The organism is Arcicella gelida (assembly GCF_034931025.1).
GTDB lineage: Bacteria > Bacteroidota > Bacteroidia > Cytophagales > Spirosomataceae > Arcicella > Arcicella gelida.
Genome location: NZ_JAYGIL010000005.1, coordinates 162,724 through 177,091, shown reverse-complemented (window position 1 = coordinate 177,091; position 14,368 = coordinate 162,724). Strand labels below are relative to the sequence as shown.

General features: G+C 35.1%; 12 protein-coding genes. 8 read left to right on the top strand and 4 right to left on the bottom strand.

Features of this window, described 5'->3' with window-relative positions; translation table 11 throughout:
- Position 1 precedes the first annotated feature (1 nt).
- Both VB776_RS05795 and rhaT read right to left on the bottom strand, forming a co-directional pair.
- Positions 2 to 1,141: an FIST signal transduction protein gene (locus tag VB776_RS05795; protein WP_323326924.1), complete on the bottom strand. Its 1,140-nt coding sequence runs from the start codon at positions 1,139 to 1,141 to the stop codon at positions 2 to 4.
- A 446-nt stretch (positions 1,142 to 1,587) separates the two neighbouring features.
- Positions 1,588 to 2,664, bottom strand: a complete 1,077-nt coding sequence (gene rhaT, locus VB776_RS05790; protein WP_323326922.1) for an L-rhamnose/proton symporter RhaT — start codon at positions 2,662 to 2,664, stop codon at positions 1,588 to 1,590.
- 358 nt (positions 2,665 to 3,022) lie between these two features.
- Between rhaT and VB776_RS05785 the strand changes: the two genes are divergently transcribed.
- On the top strand, positions 3,023 to 4,033 hold the full coding sequence (locus VB776_RS05785; protein WP_323326920.1) for a GntR family transcriptional regulator: 1,011 nt from the start codon (positions 3,023 to 3,025) through the stop codon (positions 4,031 to 4,033).
- Between the two features lie 107 nt (positions 4,034 to 4,140).
- Complete coding sequence (locus tag VB776_RS05780) at positions 4,141 to 4,584, top strand: transcription elongation factor (RefSeq protein WP_323326918.1); 444 nt, start codon at positions 4,141 to 4,143, stop codon at positions 4,582 to 4,584.
- On the opposite strand, the gene VB776_RS05775 is transcribed toward VB776_RS05780, so the two are convergent.
- A complete protein-coding gene (locus tag VB776_RS05775; protein WP_323326916.1) occupies positions 4,562 to 5,455 on the bottom strand; it encodes an AraC family transcriptional regulator in 894 nt (297 codons plus the stop codon). The genes VB776_RS05780 and VB776_RS05775 overlap by 23 nt on opposite strands.
- Before the next feature lie 247 nt (positions 5,456 to 5,702).
- On the opposite strand from VB776_RS05775, the gene VB776_RS05770 reads away from it, so the two are divergent.
- The 6 genes from VB776_RS05770 to VB776_RS05745 all read left to right on the top strand — a co-directional run bounded on the left by VB776_RS05770 (position 5,703) and on the right by VB776_RS05745 (position 13,100).
- On the top strand, positions 5,703 to 6,545 hold the full coding sequence (locus VB776_RS05770; protein ID WP_323326914.1) for a sugar phosphate isomerase/epimerase family protein: 843 nt from the start codon (positions 5,703 to 5,705) through the stop codon (positions 6,543 to 6,545).
- Positions 6,546 to 6,650: 105 nt separating this feature from the next.
- Positions 6,651 to 7,760 carry a Gfo/Idh/MocA family protein gene (locus VB776_RS05765; RefSeq protein ID WP_323326912.1) on the top strand — a complete coding sequence of 370 codons (1,110 nt, stop codon included), beginning with the start codon at positions 6,651 to 6,653 and terminating at the stop codon, positions 7,758 to 7,760.
- A gap of 120 nt (positions 7,761 to 7,880) precedes the next feature.
- Entirely contained in the window at positions 7,881 to 8,447 is a 567-nt protein-coding gene (locus VB776_RS05760; RefSeq protein ID WP_323326910.1) for a transposase, read from the top strand.
- A gap of 137 nt (positions 8,448 to 8,584) precedes the next feature.
- Complete coding sequence (locus tag VB776_RS05755) at positions 8,585 to 12,304, top strand: PVC-type heme-binding CxxCH protein (protein ID WP_323326908.1); 3,720 nt, start codon at positions 8,585 to 8,587, stop codon at positions 12,302 to 12,304.
- Between the two features lie 264 nt (positions 12,305 to 12,568).
- Entirely contained in the window at positions 12,569 to 12,733 is a 165-nt protein-coding gene (locus VB776_RS05750) for a hypothetical protein (protein WP_323326906.1), read from the top strand.
- Positions 12,720 to 13,100, top strand: a complete 381-nt coding sequence (locus VB776_RS05745) for a type II toxin-antitoxin system VapC family toxin (protein WP_323326904.1) — start codon at positions 12,720 to 12,722, stop codon at positions 13,098 to 13,100. Before VB776_RS05750 ends, VB776_RS05745 begins: the two co-directional genes overlap by 14 nt.
- A 331-nt stretch (positions 13,101 to 13,431) precedes the next feature.
- Here the strand turns inward: VB776_RS05745 and VB776_RS05740 are convergent, their stop codons facing one another.
- Positions 13,432 to 14,364 carry a hypothetical protein gene (locus tag VB776_RS05740; RefSeq protein ID WP_323326902.1) on the bottom strand — a complete coding sequence of 311 codons (933 nt, stop codon included), beginning with the start codon at positions 14,362 to 14,364 and terminating at the stop codon, positions 13,432 to 13,434.
- Positions 14,365 to 14,368 lie beyond the last annotated feature (4 nt).

Sequence of the window (14,368 nt, the reverse complement as noted above, 5' to 3'; positions counted from 1 at the left end):
ATCAATTTTCAGAAAGTGTGGTGATTGTCATGGTTTGGTTATGCAAGCCACAACGAGCATTAGAGTTTAATGGTGATATTTCGCCATAAGAATAAAACCCTGTTATTACGGTTTCATCGCCCATTATTTCACGAGCCGCTTCTACTTCTTCTTCAGTTCTTTGCCCAAGTACAAGTTTCCTACCTACACAACTCACTAAAATTGCTAATTCTGGCGAAGCTCCAAAAGGTTGAATTGAATCTTGAGCAGCTTTTGCAGAAGCGTCAATCAAACGGTCGAAATTTGCTTTCATAAAACGAACCAAAGAGCCTTTTGGTAATTCTCCTGCAAAAGTCATACTTTTCTTTTCTTCATCAATAGAAAGTATAGTTCTTACAACGGGTTCTGCATCTTCGGTTTCACGCATTGATAAAGGGAAGAGTAAAGCTGCTCCTGGAAGACCTTCCACATATTTCCCTAAGTATTCTTTGTATAAATCTAAAGCGGCTACATCCCCAATTTTATATAATATATTGTATTCAGATTCTGTTACTTCACGTTCAGGACCAAAACCATCCCAACCTCCCATTGTGCCATGCCCAACACTGAGATTTTTACTGTATAAACCTATCGCAACAATTTTTCCTTCTTCAGGATTATGATTTAGTCCAACTAAGGTTTTTTCAAATCTTGCTGCATCACCCGCCAAACCTCCAGAAATCAGAATTTCTTCATCTGTCTTTTTATTTAAGCTGGCTATCAATTCACTTCCATTTACTCTTGCTCCATCCGAAATAATAAAAATTGTTCTCAAATCGTCTCCCGCTAAAGCTTCAGCTATTTTTTCACCTGCAATACCACTTTCATGGTGCGAATTAATGTCTATTTCAACGCTTTTTACCAAGGTTTTATCAAACTGTATGGCAGTTACAATGATTGAGTCATCGTGTACTGAATCTTGGTAGATTTCTCCAGAAGTTGAATTAATAACAATATCGGCATTAGGATAAAGATTTTTAAGATAATCAAAAGGTTTGATAGTCTCTAAAACAATGCGTTCACCAAATACTAATACCCAATTAGCATTTGAGGCAACAAAGCCTTCATTTTCAGAGATTGTTTTCCATTGATTGTTTTTGAATACAGTTTGTTGGGTTTTCATAGTCAGTAAAGCTTAGGAAATTATTGAGATTAGGAAATTTCACAATTTACATCAAACCAATTTTGCAGATATTGACGAACAAACTTGGATTTATTCATCTCAAATTTTTTATTTTCAGATAAAACCTTAGGCTAATTTTATCTGTAATTGGATAAAAAATTTGTCATCTTACTCAAAGATACTACTATTATTAAAAAAAAAATATTTGACGCATTTCATATTTAAATAAATATTAACGTATAATATCCTTCATTTATCATAATAAATAAGTCAAATAACATACCAATTTTAATCAAAAAAAATATTTGAGCTAAAAAAAGACATTTATCAAAAAATTTCATCGTTTAGTACAAATATTTATTACCACAAGATAATATTTTAACATAAAAAAAAGGAGCATCAAATTTTTCAATCTGATGCTCCTTTTTTTATATTTTTTTATTTCTTTAACCTTTCAAAGAGTTACCATAACCTACAATTAATACCGAAAGTACAATCGTTAAAATACCTACGATGATTGTAGTTAAAGTTTTCTTAGAAACGCCTTTCCATTCATTCAATACTAATCCCCATGAATTAGCAACTAAAATAATGAATGCCATGTGGAGAATCCAAGAGCTTGGGCCGTTTCCTAATTTACTTTCGCCCATTCCGTAGAAGAAGAATTGTAAAAACCAAGTTGTGCCTGCGATGGCACTAAATATATAGTTTTTCAATAAAGGCGTTTCAGCATTGGTATAATCACCAAAAGATTTGTTCTTGAAATTCAAGTACATACACCAAATCAAATTGGTGGTTAAGCCACCCCAAAGAATAACGATATACACAACATTGTTACGATACAGAAATTCACCTTGTCCAGGATTACTAGCTACCCAAATTTCATTTGCAACATTCGACATCGCCGAACCAGCTTCAATACCAAAACTAAAACAAGCACTCAACAAACCAGAGATAATCGAGAAAGTAAGTCCTTTCACAATATCAAACTCCTGATTTTCAGCACTTGCTTTTCCTGCTAAATCTTTGTCTTTACTTCCACCCGCTTTTCCACAAATCACAATTCCTAACACACAAACAGCCAAGCCTAGCAACACCATTTGTCCCCAATTGGTAGATACCAAATCATAGATTGTATCTTTTCCAGCCGTTTTATTGAAGTAATAATATACCGAAGGAATCAAAGAACCAAAAACAGAACAAAGCCCAAGAATGATAGAACTACCCAATGAAATGCCTAAATACCGTACTCCTAAACCGTAAGTTAAGCCCCCAATTCCCCACAAAACACCCATTCCGTAAGTCCAAAACAATACACTTCCTTCGCTACTAGAAATAATGGAAGTAAAATCTGGAATGGTGAGATAAGCCGCTAAAGGTGGAACGATTAACCATGAAAAAACACCACCTGTAATCCAATAACTTTCCCATGACCAACCTCTAACTTTCTTGTAAGGAATATAAAAACTCCCTGATGCAAAGCCACCAATAAAGTGAAAAATAACACCTAAAATTGCTCCCATAATCAATTATATATTTGAATTTTGCTTGGCAAACACTCCTTTTTTATGTTTGCTTTTTGTTAGAATGAATATTTTGTATCTAAGCGAAACCTAAGAATTGCCCCAAAACATCATCTTAAAAATTGAATAACATTTTTAGAGTAATTATTATAAATCTAGTTCTTTGAAAGAATAGTTTGTAAATTTGTTTCTTGGAATCGTATAAAATTTTACAAGGATAAACCAAAAACAAAAGGGAACTATCATGCACTTCCCTGCTCAAAAGATTTAAATTAAAAGTAATGTATAGTAAAATTAATGCTCAGCCTTAACGCTTCTTATCTAGAGAAAATGTGTGAAGCTGAGTTTCCAAAGAATCATGTACCAGCTCAAACTCAATCCAAACGATAAAACACCCAAATACAAGCAGATAATCCAATCGGTTATTTCGGATATTGAACGCAATGTATTGAAGAAAAACGAACAGCTTCCATCTATCAGTGAACTCAGTGAAGAGTATTATTTAGCCCGTGACACCGTAGAAAAAGCTTATCGTGAATTAAAAGAAAGAGGCTTTATTACTTCTGTACAAGGAAAAGGATATTATGTGAATAGCGGAGAAAGCAGAAAAATGAGAATCCTGTTGATTTTCAACAAATTAAGTTCTTATAAGAAATTAATTTACTATGCTTTTCTGAAAGTATTGGGCGATAAAGCTTCAGTTGACTTACAAATTCATCATTATAATGCTCGCCTTTTCGATGAAATCATTGATAAAAATCTTGGTAAATACAACTATTATGTAGTTATGCCACATTTTTTTCCAGATTCAGAAAAAGCTATTGCCATGAAGGCTTTGGAGAAAATCCCTTCAGATGAATTGGTTTTACTTGATAAAGATTTACCAGAATATAAAAACGAGTGTTTGTCGGTCTATCAAGATTTTGAGCGTGATGTAGCAGAAGCACTAGAAAGTGCCAATGATTTATTTGCTAAGTATCAGCGAGTTGTATTGGTTTTTCCGAGTGATGGTAATTATCCTGCTGATATTGTAAGAGGCGTTCGTTACTTTTGTGTAAATGCACACAAAGAATTTATCATCAGAGAAAACGTTGATGAAGAATTACTCACTCCACAAACAGCTTATGTAGTTGTTGAAGAACACGATTTGGCTGAATTAGTTAAAAAAGTTCGTCAATCAAGTTATACTTTAGGTAATGAAATCGGAGTGGTTTCTTTCAACGAAACTACCTTAAAAGAACTCTTAGGCATCACTGTTATCACAACTGACTTTGAAACAATGGGTAGAACTGCTGCGGCTTTGTTGTTAGATAAAAAGAAAATAAAAGTAAAAAATCCTTTTTATATGATTCGGAGAGAAACACTTTGAGTTATGAGTTGTGAATTATGAATTATAAATTGTCCTTGCCCAAAGTGCTTTGCTCAAAGCTAAAAAAAGCTGATGACCGAAGGCTGACAGCCTAGAGCTATTAAAACATGAAACAAAAGATTGTCGATTATATTAATAATTTTTTAGACCAAAGAATACAAACTTCCTACGATGCCATGCAGGCAGCTCAGGCTTCTGCCAATGAAGAATCAAAATCGTCTGCGGGCGATAAGTACGAAACGTCCAGAGCAATGGGGCAACTCGACCGAGATATGCACGGTTTGATGCACGAACAAGCTAAAAGAGAAAAAGCCATCGTCGAACGCATTGATATGAATCTTACTTTCAAAAAAGGAGCTGTTGGTGCTTTTCTGAAAACTTCTACTGGAAATTACTTTTTGGCTGTAAGTGTTGGTATTTGTAAAATCGACGGCGAAAATATCATGATTATTTCGCCACAATCTCCCATCGGAGCATTACTGATGGGAAAAGGCAAAGGCGATACGTTTAATTTCAGAGGAAAAGAAGCTAAGATTGAGGAGATTTTTTAAAAGTTGTATCGCCAAAAGCAAGTCTAAATTGCGAAGGCGTTTGTCCTTTCAAATCCTTAAATTGTTTGTTGAAATTCGACAAAGTATTAAACCCACTTTCATAGCAAACTTGTGTGACGCTCAATTTATCTTCCATCAATAATTTGCAGGCATAGCCAACCCGCAATTCACTGACAAAATCCGAAAAAGTTTTATTCGTCCTTGCCTTGAAGTAACGGCAAAACGCCGCCGTAGCCATACCCGCCAACGAAGCTACTTCTGTTAAGTTAATTGAAGTACGATAATTGTTCAGCACGTACTCGTGAACTTTGTGCATTCGCTCGGTTTCAGAAGTTTTAAATGGATTGGTATAGCCAACGCTACTGATAAAATCATACTCGTTGGAATTGGCTAGCAAATTCAGCATTTCTAATAATTTCAAAATTGCCTCAAATCCTTGTAATGGCAATAACTCTTTCATAAAAGTAAGAATCTTGTCATGCAATGCTCCGCTGATTTCTAATCCACGACTGGCATTCAAAAAGAAATGTTTGAGCTTGGTCATTTCATATTTTTCAAAGAAATCTTTCCCTAAAAAATCTTCTGTAAAATACACTACAATGCCATGCGTTTTTAATTCGGGATTACCCTGAAAGTAAATTTCATCACTTCGCCAAAGATGTGGTAAATCTGGTCCTACAAAAACCATATCTCCCGCTTCAAAATGTTTGATGTTATCGCCAATAAAGCGTGTACCTGTTCCTTCCAAAACCACAAATAATTGATAATGTGGATGAAAATGCCAGTTGGGGTCGAAGTACGGTTCTTTCAACTCTTTCATCGTGAAAGAATGATTTGGCGATTCAATACTTTTATTTAATGGACTTTTCAAAACCTATTTTTTTACTTTAATTACTTTTATAAACTAAAAAAATGTCAAAATACAGTCAAAACTAATCAAAAGAGCGGAAATTTTTATGACTTTTTTTAGATTATTTTGTATTGTTAAAAATTCTTATCTGTTTGATACTCTTTAAGCCAAAAACTGTATTTGGTTTAACAAACTCTGAAAATTAATTATTGAATACAATTGTGTTTTAAACACAAAATCAGTCAAAAAACCTTACGATAAAGATAAAATGAAAAAATACGGAATGAATTTGCTCTTATGGGGAACTGAGATTAACGAAGACCTTTTTCCAGTGTTAGAGCAGATTAAAGCGATTGGTTTTACAGGTGTTGAAGTACCCATTTTTGATGTTGACTCTACGCATTGGCAATCTTGGCGTACAAAATTGGATGAATTAGGTTTAGACAGAATTGCAGTAACGATTTGCGGCCCTGATTTCAATCAAATCAGTCCAGACCCAGCAATGAGAGCTGCTACTTTGGAAAGAAACAAAAGAGCCATCGACTGTGCTGTGGTTTTAGGAGCAGATTTATTAACTGGTCCATATCATTCAGCTTTAAGTCATTTTACAGGAAAACCTGCTACGCAAGAAGAATGGAATTGGGCGGTAGAAAACCTGAGAGAATTGGCAGATTATGCCCAAGAAAAAGGAATTATTTTAGGTTTAGAATACCTCAATCGTTTTGAAAGTTACTTGGTTTCTTGTGCAGATGAATTATTTCAATTGGTTGAAGACATTAATCATCCGCATTGTAAAATCATGTTTGATACTTTTCATGCAAATATTGAAGAGAAAAGTTTGGGCGATGCCATCAGGAAATTAAGTAAACATTTGGTTCATGTACAAATATCTGAAAATGATAGAAGTACTGTTGGCAAAGGAAATGTAAACTGGACAGACGTTTTCACGGCTTTGGAAGATATTAAATACGATGCTTATTTATCAGTAGAAGCATTTAGTTCAAAATTAGCGGTGGCTAACATTTGGAGAAAAATGTTTGACAACGAAGAAACATTAATGAAAGAAAGCTTGGAATTCATCAAGTCTAAGAGTGTGAAGTCTATGAGTTGATGAGTTTATATGCTCATGAACAAACCTCAATTCTTAAATCTTTTAGACTCATAAACTTTAAACTCATAAACTAAAGAACAGACTCATAAACTCAAATTTATAATCATGAAACTAAACATTGCTATTGTCGGCTTAGGATTTGGAGCTGAATTTATTCCCATTTATCAACGTCACCCAAACACCAATATGTACGCTATTTGTCAGCGTACAGAAGAGAAACTTAATGCGATTGGCGATGCTTTCGGAATCGAAAAGCGTTATACAAGCTTTGAAGATTTATTGGCAGACCCAGCCGTAGATGTTGTACACATCAATTCTCCGATTCATAACCATGCAGAACAAAGTTTGAAAGCCTTGAACGCAGGCAAACACGTAGCTTGTACTGTTCCGATGGCTACTTCTGTAGAAGAGTGTAAAGCAATTGTTGAAGCCACCAGAAGAACAGGCAAAAAATACATGATGATGGAAACGGTAGTTTACAGTCGTGAATTTTTGTATGTGAAAGAATTATACGAAAAAGGAGAATTAGGAAAAGTACAATTCTTGAAAGCATCGCACCAACAAGACATGGACGGATGGCCAGGTTATTGGCCAGGTTTACCGCCAATGCACTATGCTACACACTGTGTTGGTCCTGTGGCTGGTTTGTTAAAATTACAAGCAGAGTATGTTTCATGTTTTGGTTCTGGAACAATTCGTGAAGAATTGCATCAACATTATAATTCACCATTTGCCATTGAATCTGCACATATCAAATTCAAAGATTCAGATTTAAGTGCTTTGGTGTATCGTTCATTATTTGATGTGGCTCGTCAATATCGTGAGAGTTTTGAAGTATATGGTTCAAAAAAATCTTTTGAATGGTCGTTAATTGAACATGAAGAACACGTGGTTCATACCGCTAAAAAACCAGAAGCAGAAATTCCAGAAAAAGTAACTGTGCCAGATTACGCTCATTACTTACCAGAAGAAATTCAAGTATTTACAACTGGTGGCGTGTATGATACCGACGAAAACCAACACCTTTCTTTCTTACAAGGTTCTGGTCATGGTGGTTCGCATCCGCATCTTGTGCATGAATTTGTTTCGGCCATTGTAGAAGACCGTGACCCATTCCCTAATGCTGAACAATCTGCTAACTGGACATCAGTAGGTATTTTATCGCATGAATCAGCTTTAAAAGGAGGAGAAATTATTTATATTCCTGATTTTTGAGGTTTTAGTTCCTCCGTGGTCTGTGGCACACAGAACACAATTACCCGAAAGTGTTCTGTGTGCCACAGACCACGGTGAAGAAAGCACAACAAAAAATAAAAACGTATCTCCCTTACAACCATGAGAGAGGATTTAGTTAGAAAATATGGTATTCGTAATTCAAGAATGTTTCTTGACGAAGTTTACTTTTGGACTGATACTGTGAAGGACTGGAAACGTTTGTTTAATCAAGAAAAATACATTGAACTAATTATCTCTGTTTGGCAAGAATTGGTGGCATTAGAACAAATCAAGATTTATGCTTTTGTTATTATGCCCAATCATCTACATGTTGTTTGGGAATTACTCAAAAAAAATGGTAAAGAAATGCCTCATGCTTCATTTAACAAAAAGGTAGCACATGAAATAGTGAAAGATTTAAAACTCAATCATCCAAAGGTTTTGTCATATTTTGAAGTAAATGAGAAAGAAAGACAATATCGAATTTGGCAAAGAGACCCTTTAGCAGTTTTGATGAACACAAGAGTCAAAGTTCAACAGAAAATAGAATACATTCACTTAAATCCTTTGCAAGAAAAATGGAATCTTACCGATAGACCTGAAAATTATCGTTGGTCTTCCGCTAAATTTTACGAGACAGGTGAAGATGAATTTGGTATTCTAACACATTATATGGACAGGTTTTAAACCGTGGTCTGTGGCACACAGACCACAATTGCCTGAAAGTGTTCTGTGTGCCACAGACCACGGTGAAGAAATTTATTATCACCGAAATAAATTAATCCAATTTTAATTAATTCATTGTATTTATACTATCAACAGAAATGAAAAAATCATTGCTTAGTCTTTGCTTATTGCTGACTTGCCTCGTAGGTTTTTCTCAGAAAAAAGCGAAAAAAAACAACAAAGCAGCTATTCAAACAGCGGTGAAAGCTCGTCGTTTGGAAGTACTGTTTCTTGGTGACAATGGTCATCATAAACCTGTAGAACGTGTGCCAACATTGATGTCTGCACTCGGAAACAAAGGAATTAACATTACTTACACAGATAAATTAGAAGACATCAATACTGCTAATTTGAATAAGTATGATGCCTTGATGATTTATGCCAACTGGGATAAAATTACGCCTGAAGCTGAAAAAGACCTTTTGGCTTATGTGGCTTCTGGCAAAGGAGTTTTGCCTATTCATTGTGCTTCTTTCTGTTTTAGAAATTCTGAAGAATACGTTAAAATGGTAGGCGGACAGTTCTGGCGACACACAATGGATACTATTCAAGCGAATATTGTTCAAGCACAAAATCCAATTTTAAAAGATATTTCTGGCATTAAAGCCTTCGATGAAACGTATTTACACAGTCATTTACAAGCAGATAATAATGTTTTGATGACTCGTGATATTAAAGCTGACCAAACAAAAGACCGTCCAGACGCTAAAACAGAACCTTATACTTGGACTCGCCAGTACGGAAAAGGAAAAGTATTTTATACCGCTTATGGACATGACGAACGTACTTGGACAAATCCTGATTTCTTGAAAATGCTTGAAAATGCCATTGTTTGGTCGGTTGATGAGCAAGCTCAGGCGGCTCATGCAGCATTACAACCTCAACCATTTTCTTATAGTCCTGCTAAATTACCCAATTACGAAAAACGTCCTGACCCACAATTATTACAGGCGGCACTTTCTCCAGAAGAATCCCTCAAACATATACAAGTACCTGTTGAATTTAATTTAGAAGTATTTGCTCATGAACCCAACGTAATGCACCCAATTGCAATGTCTTGGGATGAGCGTGGTCGTTTGTATGTTTTGATTACGAAAGATTATCCAAACGAACGCAAAGAAACTGGCGGAAGCGATTATATCTTGATTTGTGAAGATACCGACAAAGATGGAAAAGCAGATAAATTCACTCGCTTTGCCGATGGCTTGAGTATTCCAACAGGTTTAGTTTTTGCCAATGGTGGTGTAATCGTAGCACAAGCTCCACACATGATTTTCTTGAAAGACACTGATGGTGACGATAAAGCAGATGAAAAGAAAATTTTATTCTCGGGCTTTGGTACTTCTGATACGCACGCTGGTCCTTCAAACTTGCATTATGGTTTTGATAACTGGATTTGGGGTTCTTTAGGTTATGCAGGTTTTCAAGGAAAGTTTGCCGAAAAGGATTCAGTAAAATTCGGTCAAGGTTTCTTTAGATTCAAAGCTGATGGTTCAGATTTTGAACATATCACCAGTACTTCAAATAATACTTGGGGCTTTGCTTTCAACGAAACGGGCGATGTTTTTGGCTCAACTGCCAACAATTCACATGGTTGGTACATGGCTATTCCACATAGAAATATTCTTTCGCCAACTGCTACAAACGGTAGCCGAAGTACTGATACGCACAAAGACATGAAAACTATCACGCCAAGAATTCGTCAGGTAGATGTTTTTGGTGGATATACTGCGGCGGCTGGTCATAATTTTTATACGGCTAGAGCTTTCCCTAAAAAATATTGGAATCAAATCGCTTTTGTTTGTGAACCGACAGGACACGTAGTTCACCAAAACGTGATGACCAAAAACGGAACAGATTATAGCGACGTAGAAGGTTTCAACCTTTTGGCAGGTGCGGACGAATGGGTTTCTCCAGTTTTTGCAGAAGTTGGTCCAGATGGTGCTGTGTGGATTGCCGATTGGTACTCTTTCATTATTCAGCATAACCCAAAACCAAATGGTTTTGAAATGGGTCAAGGAAATGCTTATGAAACTGATTTAAGAAACTTTACACATGGTAGAATTTACCGTGTAAGTGCGAAAGATGCACCCAATTATACTCCTTTGAATTTATCAAAAGACCGTCCGCAAGAATTATTGTCGGCTCTTAAAAATTCAAATATGTTCTGGAGAATGAACGCACAACGTTTGTTAGTAGAACGTGGACAAAAAGACGTAGTGCCAGCATTGATTGAAATGACCAAAGACCAATCTTTGGATGAAGCAGGAATTAATCCAAGTGTGATTCACGCACTTCGTACTTTAGAAGGTTTGGGCGTATTGAACGATGCCGAAGTACAAAAAGCCTTAATCGCTTCTTTATCGCATCCATGTTCGGGCGTTCGTAAAACGGCAGTTCAATTATTGCCTCGTACAGAAGCTTCTGTAAAAGTTTTATTGGCACAAAATTCATTGAATGATAAAGAACCTTTGGTGGTGTTAAATACACTTTTAGCTTTCGCAGAAATGCCTTTAACAGCTGAATCTGAAAAAGCTTTATTGGCACGTATGGAACAATCAACAGAAATCAACGACCGTTGGTTGCCAGATGGTTTCGCTGCTGTATTGACAAGCCATAAACAAGCTTTATTGAAAAAGCATTTACAAAATCTTACTAAAAATGCTTCGCCCGTAAAAGCTAAAACCGAAGAAATGCCTGCTCATCACGACCACGCCGCCATGATGAAAGAAGAAAAAGCAACAGCGATTTCGGCAAGTAATAAACCTGATTTGTTGATTAGCAAAATCAATTTTACTCCTGCCAACCCTGCGGTTCTTGAGCCAGTAAGCTTTAATGTTGAGGTAAAAAATCAAGGCGGAGTAGCCATTCCAAAAGGAGAAGTCATCAATTTAAACATCCGAATTGAAGGAACAGGTAGAAAATATGATTTGGTAAGCTATACTTTCAGCGATGGGATTCCTGCCAACGAAAGCGTAAAAATCAATACTTATAACAATGGTGCTTGGACGGGCAATCTTGGTTTATCATCAGATTTGGCAGGTACTTATACCGTTTCGGTGGAAATAGACAAAGCCAATAGCATTGCAGAAGAGAATGAGAAAAACAATGCTTATAGCCAAAAAATAACTTTCAATGTTCCTCAGAGTATGTCAAACTTTGCTATGGAAAAAGCAATCAAAGGCTATACAAATGTTAGTTCGGCAGATTCTGTGATTGCTTTATTAAAATTAAGTCAGCAATTAGACGAAATCAGTGCTTCTTCGCTAATAAAAGGCATTGCCGACGGCTGGAATTATAGAAAGAAAGTACAAGTAAAAGACAGCGACAAAGTATTCTTAGCGAGTTTAAGCAAAACACTTTCTGCCAATAATAAAGCCAAGTTGGCTCGTTTGTTTCAGGTTTGGGAAGTAAAAGCAGAGGAAGCAGCAGACCCAAACAAAGTCGTGATTGTGATAAAATCTGTGAAAGAAGAAATGAAGTATGATAAAAAAGAATTCACCGTAAAAGCAGGTACAAAAGTAGAATTGGTATTTGAAAACCCAGATGCCATGCAACATAATTTAGTGATTGGAAAGCCGAAATCTTTAGAAATTATCGGTAAGGCAGCAAATAAAATGATTACCCAGAAAGACGCTTTGGATAAAAACTATGTACCAAACATTCCTCAAATCATCGCTTCAACGCCATTGGTAAACCCTGATGAATCATACAGATTGACCTTTACCGTACCAGAACAAATAGGCGACTATCCTTATGTTTGTACGTTCCCAGGTCACTGGAGTATCATGAATGGAATTATGAAAGTAGTAAAATAAACAGTTTTTGATTGAAAAATGTTAAACCTCCGCAGGCTTGTTTTTGCGGAGGTTTTTTGTGTGCCTGTAGCACGGTTTTCTAAACCGTCAAATTACGTGTTTCGTTACTTGTTGTCGTTACGTGCGTCTTCATACGCAACCCAATTATTATTATAAAAAAATCGCTCGTGATGACACGAGCGACGGCACAAATTCTTTATTAATTTTAATCATTTGCCAGCCCCATAAAAATTCTTATTTTTACTAAAAAATTAGCTATATTTTATGACTATCATTTTGAAAAAAGGGCAAAATCTGGAAGAGGTATTACCTAAAAACACTCCAGTGAAGGGTGCAAAAAAATTAAATGCCAAAAAATACATTGGTGTTTTAAAGTTTGAAAAAGACCCATTAATCATTCAAAAAGAGATGCGTGATGAGTGGGAATAAAATATTATTAGATACCAATATTGCTCTTTATCTGTTTAAAGGTGACGAAGATTTAGGATATATCCTTCAAGATACAGAAGCTTATGTTTCTTTTATTAACGAACTTGAATTATTGGGACATAAGGCTATAACTCCACAAGAGGAAAATTGGATAGCATTATTTCTAGAGGAATGTACAGTCCTAGATTTCAATCAAGGCATCAAAGATATTACTATCAAACTACGCCGTAAATACTCTTTAAAATTACCCGATGCCATTGTAGCGGCTACCGCTATCTTTTTAGGAGTTCCATTAATATCAGCAGATAGACATTTTGATAAAGTAGAAGAATTGACTTTTATTTTATATAAGCCTACAGAGATGTGAAAAAACATCCAATCTCCCATTCACACTCTATTCACAAATCTTATTATTTTATTACCGTAAAACGGTTTTCCAAACCGTTAAAAAGAAAGAAAAGCCAAAGTACACTACCCAATCCCATTTTATAACTCATCCTTAAACTAATTTTAAGAACCATTTTATAGCACGAGTTGGAAACTCGTGGTACAGAAGGATTTGTCTAACTTTTCTTGTGTTATTATAGAACAAGTATTTTCTATTGAATGAGTATGAGTACTCAATAAGCCAGCCATTGGCTGGCTTATTGCAAAGTATTAATAACTGTCAATCACAAATAATGAGTAATCTCCGATTATTAGGTGAGGCTATTATCAGAATCTTCAAAAAGAACTTCACAGATAATAAAATTTCCTTTGGGTGAAGGTTCATTGTCATATTCATTTATATCATTACCAGAACCCACTCTCCAAATATCTATATCGTCATATTTTATTGACATTAACATTGCAATAAACGTAAAAGGCTTGGGTCCAAGAGGGGCAATAATTATACTGTAATCATTCCTTAGCAAATGGTATAAATACGTTAATTCTCTTTCAAGAACCAATAAATCATTAAAAGGATAAGTCCTTACATACTTCTTTCTCTCTTTTAATATTGACCTATTATTTTTCTCTAAAGTGTTCACAAATTCTTTTTCAATAGCTGGTTTAGTATAAAAAAGATATGAAATCTTAGGATCGAGATGCTCAATTATTCCCTCAGCTTTATTTTGCTCGTAGCCTAAGCATACTATAAGTGCTTTAGGTTTATCTGTTGGAACAACATACTTTCCAGGTAAAGGGCCTATATCTTTATTAGGTTTAGGGTTTTGTGGTTCAATAAATTTTGAAGGAGTATAACTAAAGTATATATCAATACTATTAAGATTACTTTTTTTATTTTTAAGGTATAATATAATTGAATAATACCATGGTTTTGTCATACAAGAATAGTCCACAATAATTCTAACTTCTTTTTTCTCAATCTTTTTTATTTCACTATCTATCAACTCCAAAATCTGTGTATGACTATCTATTTTAACTTTATAAATATCGTCTTTATTATTATCAGCCACATAATCTTTATAACAGAAGACGAAAGTTTTATTGATATTAATATTTAGTTTAACAATTTTTTCGTGAAGAGAATATGACCTTTTTTCATGATTCTCAGAAAGAAAAAATAAGTCAAAATTCTTATCTTTTAATTCTTCAATTTTTATTTGCTTCCCCGATTTTATTTCCATGATA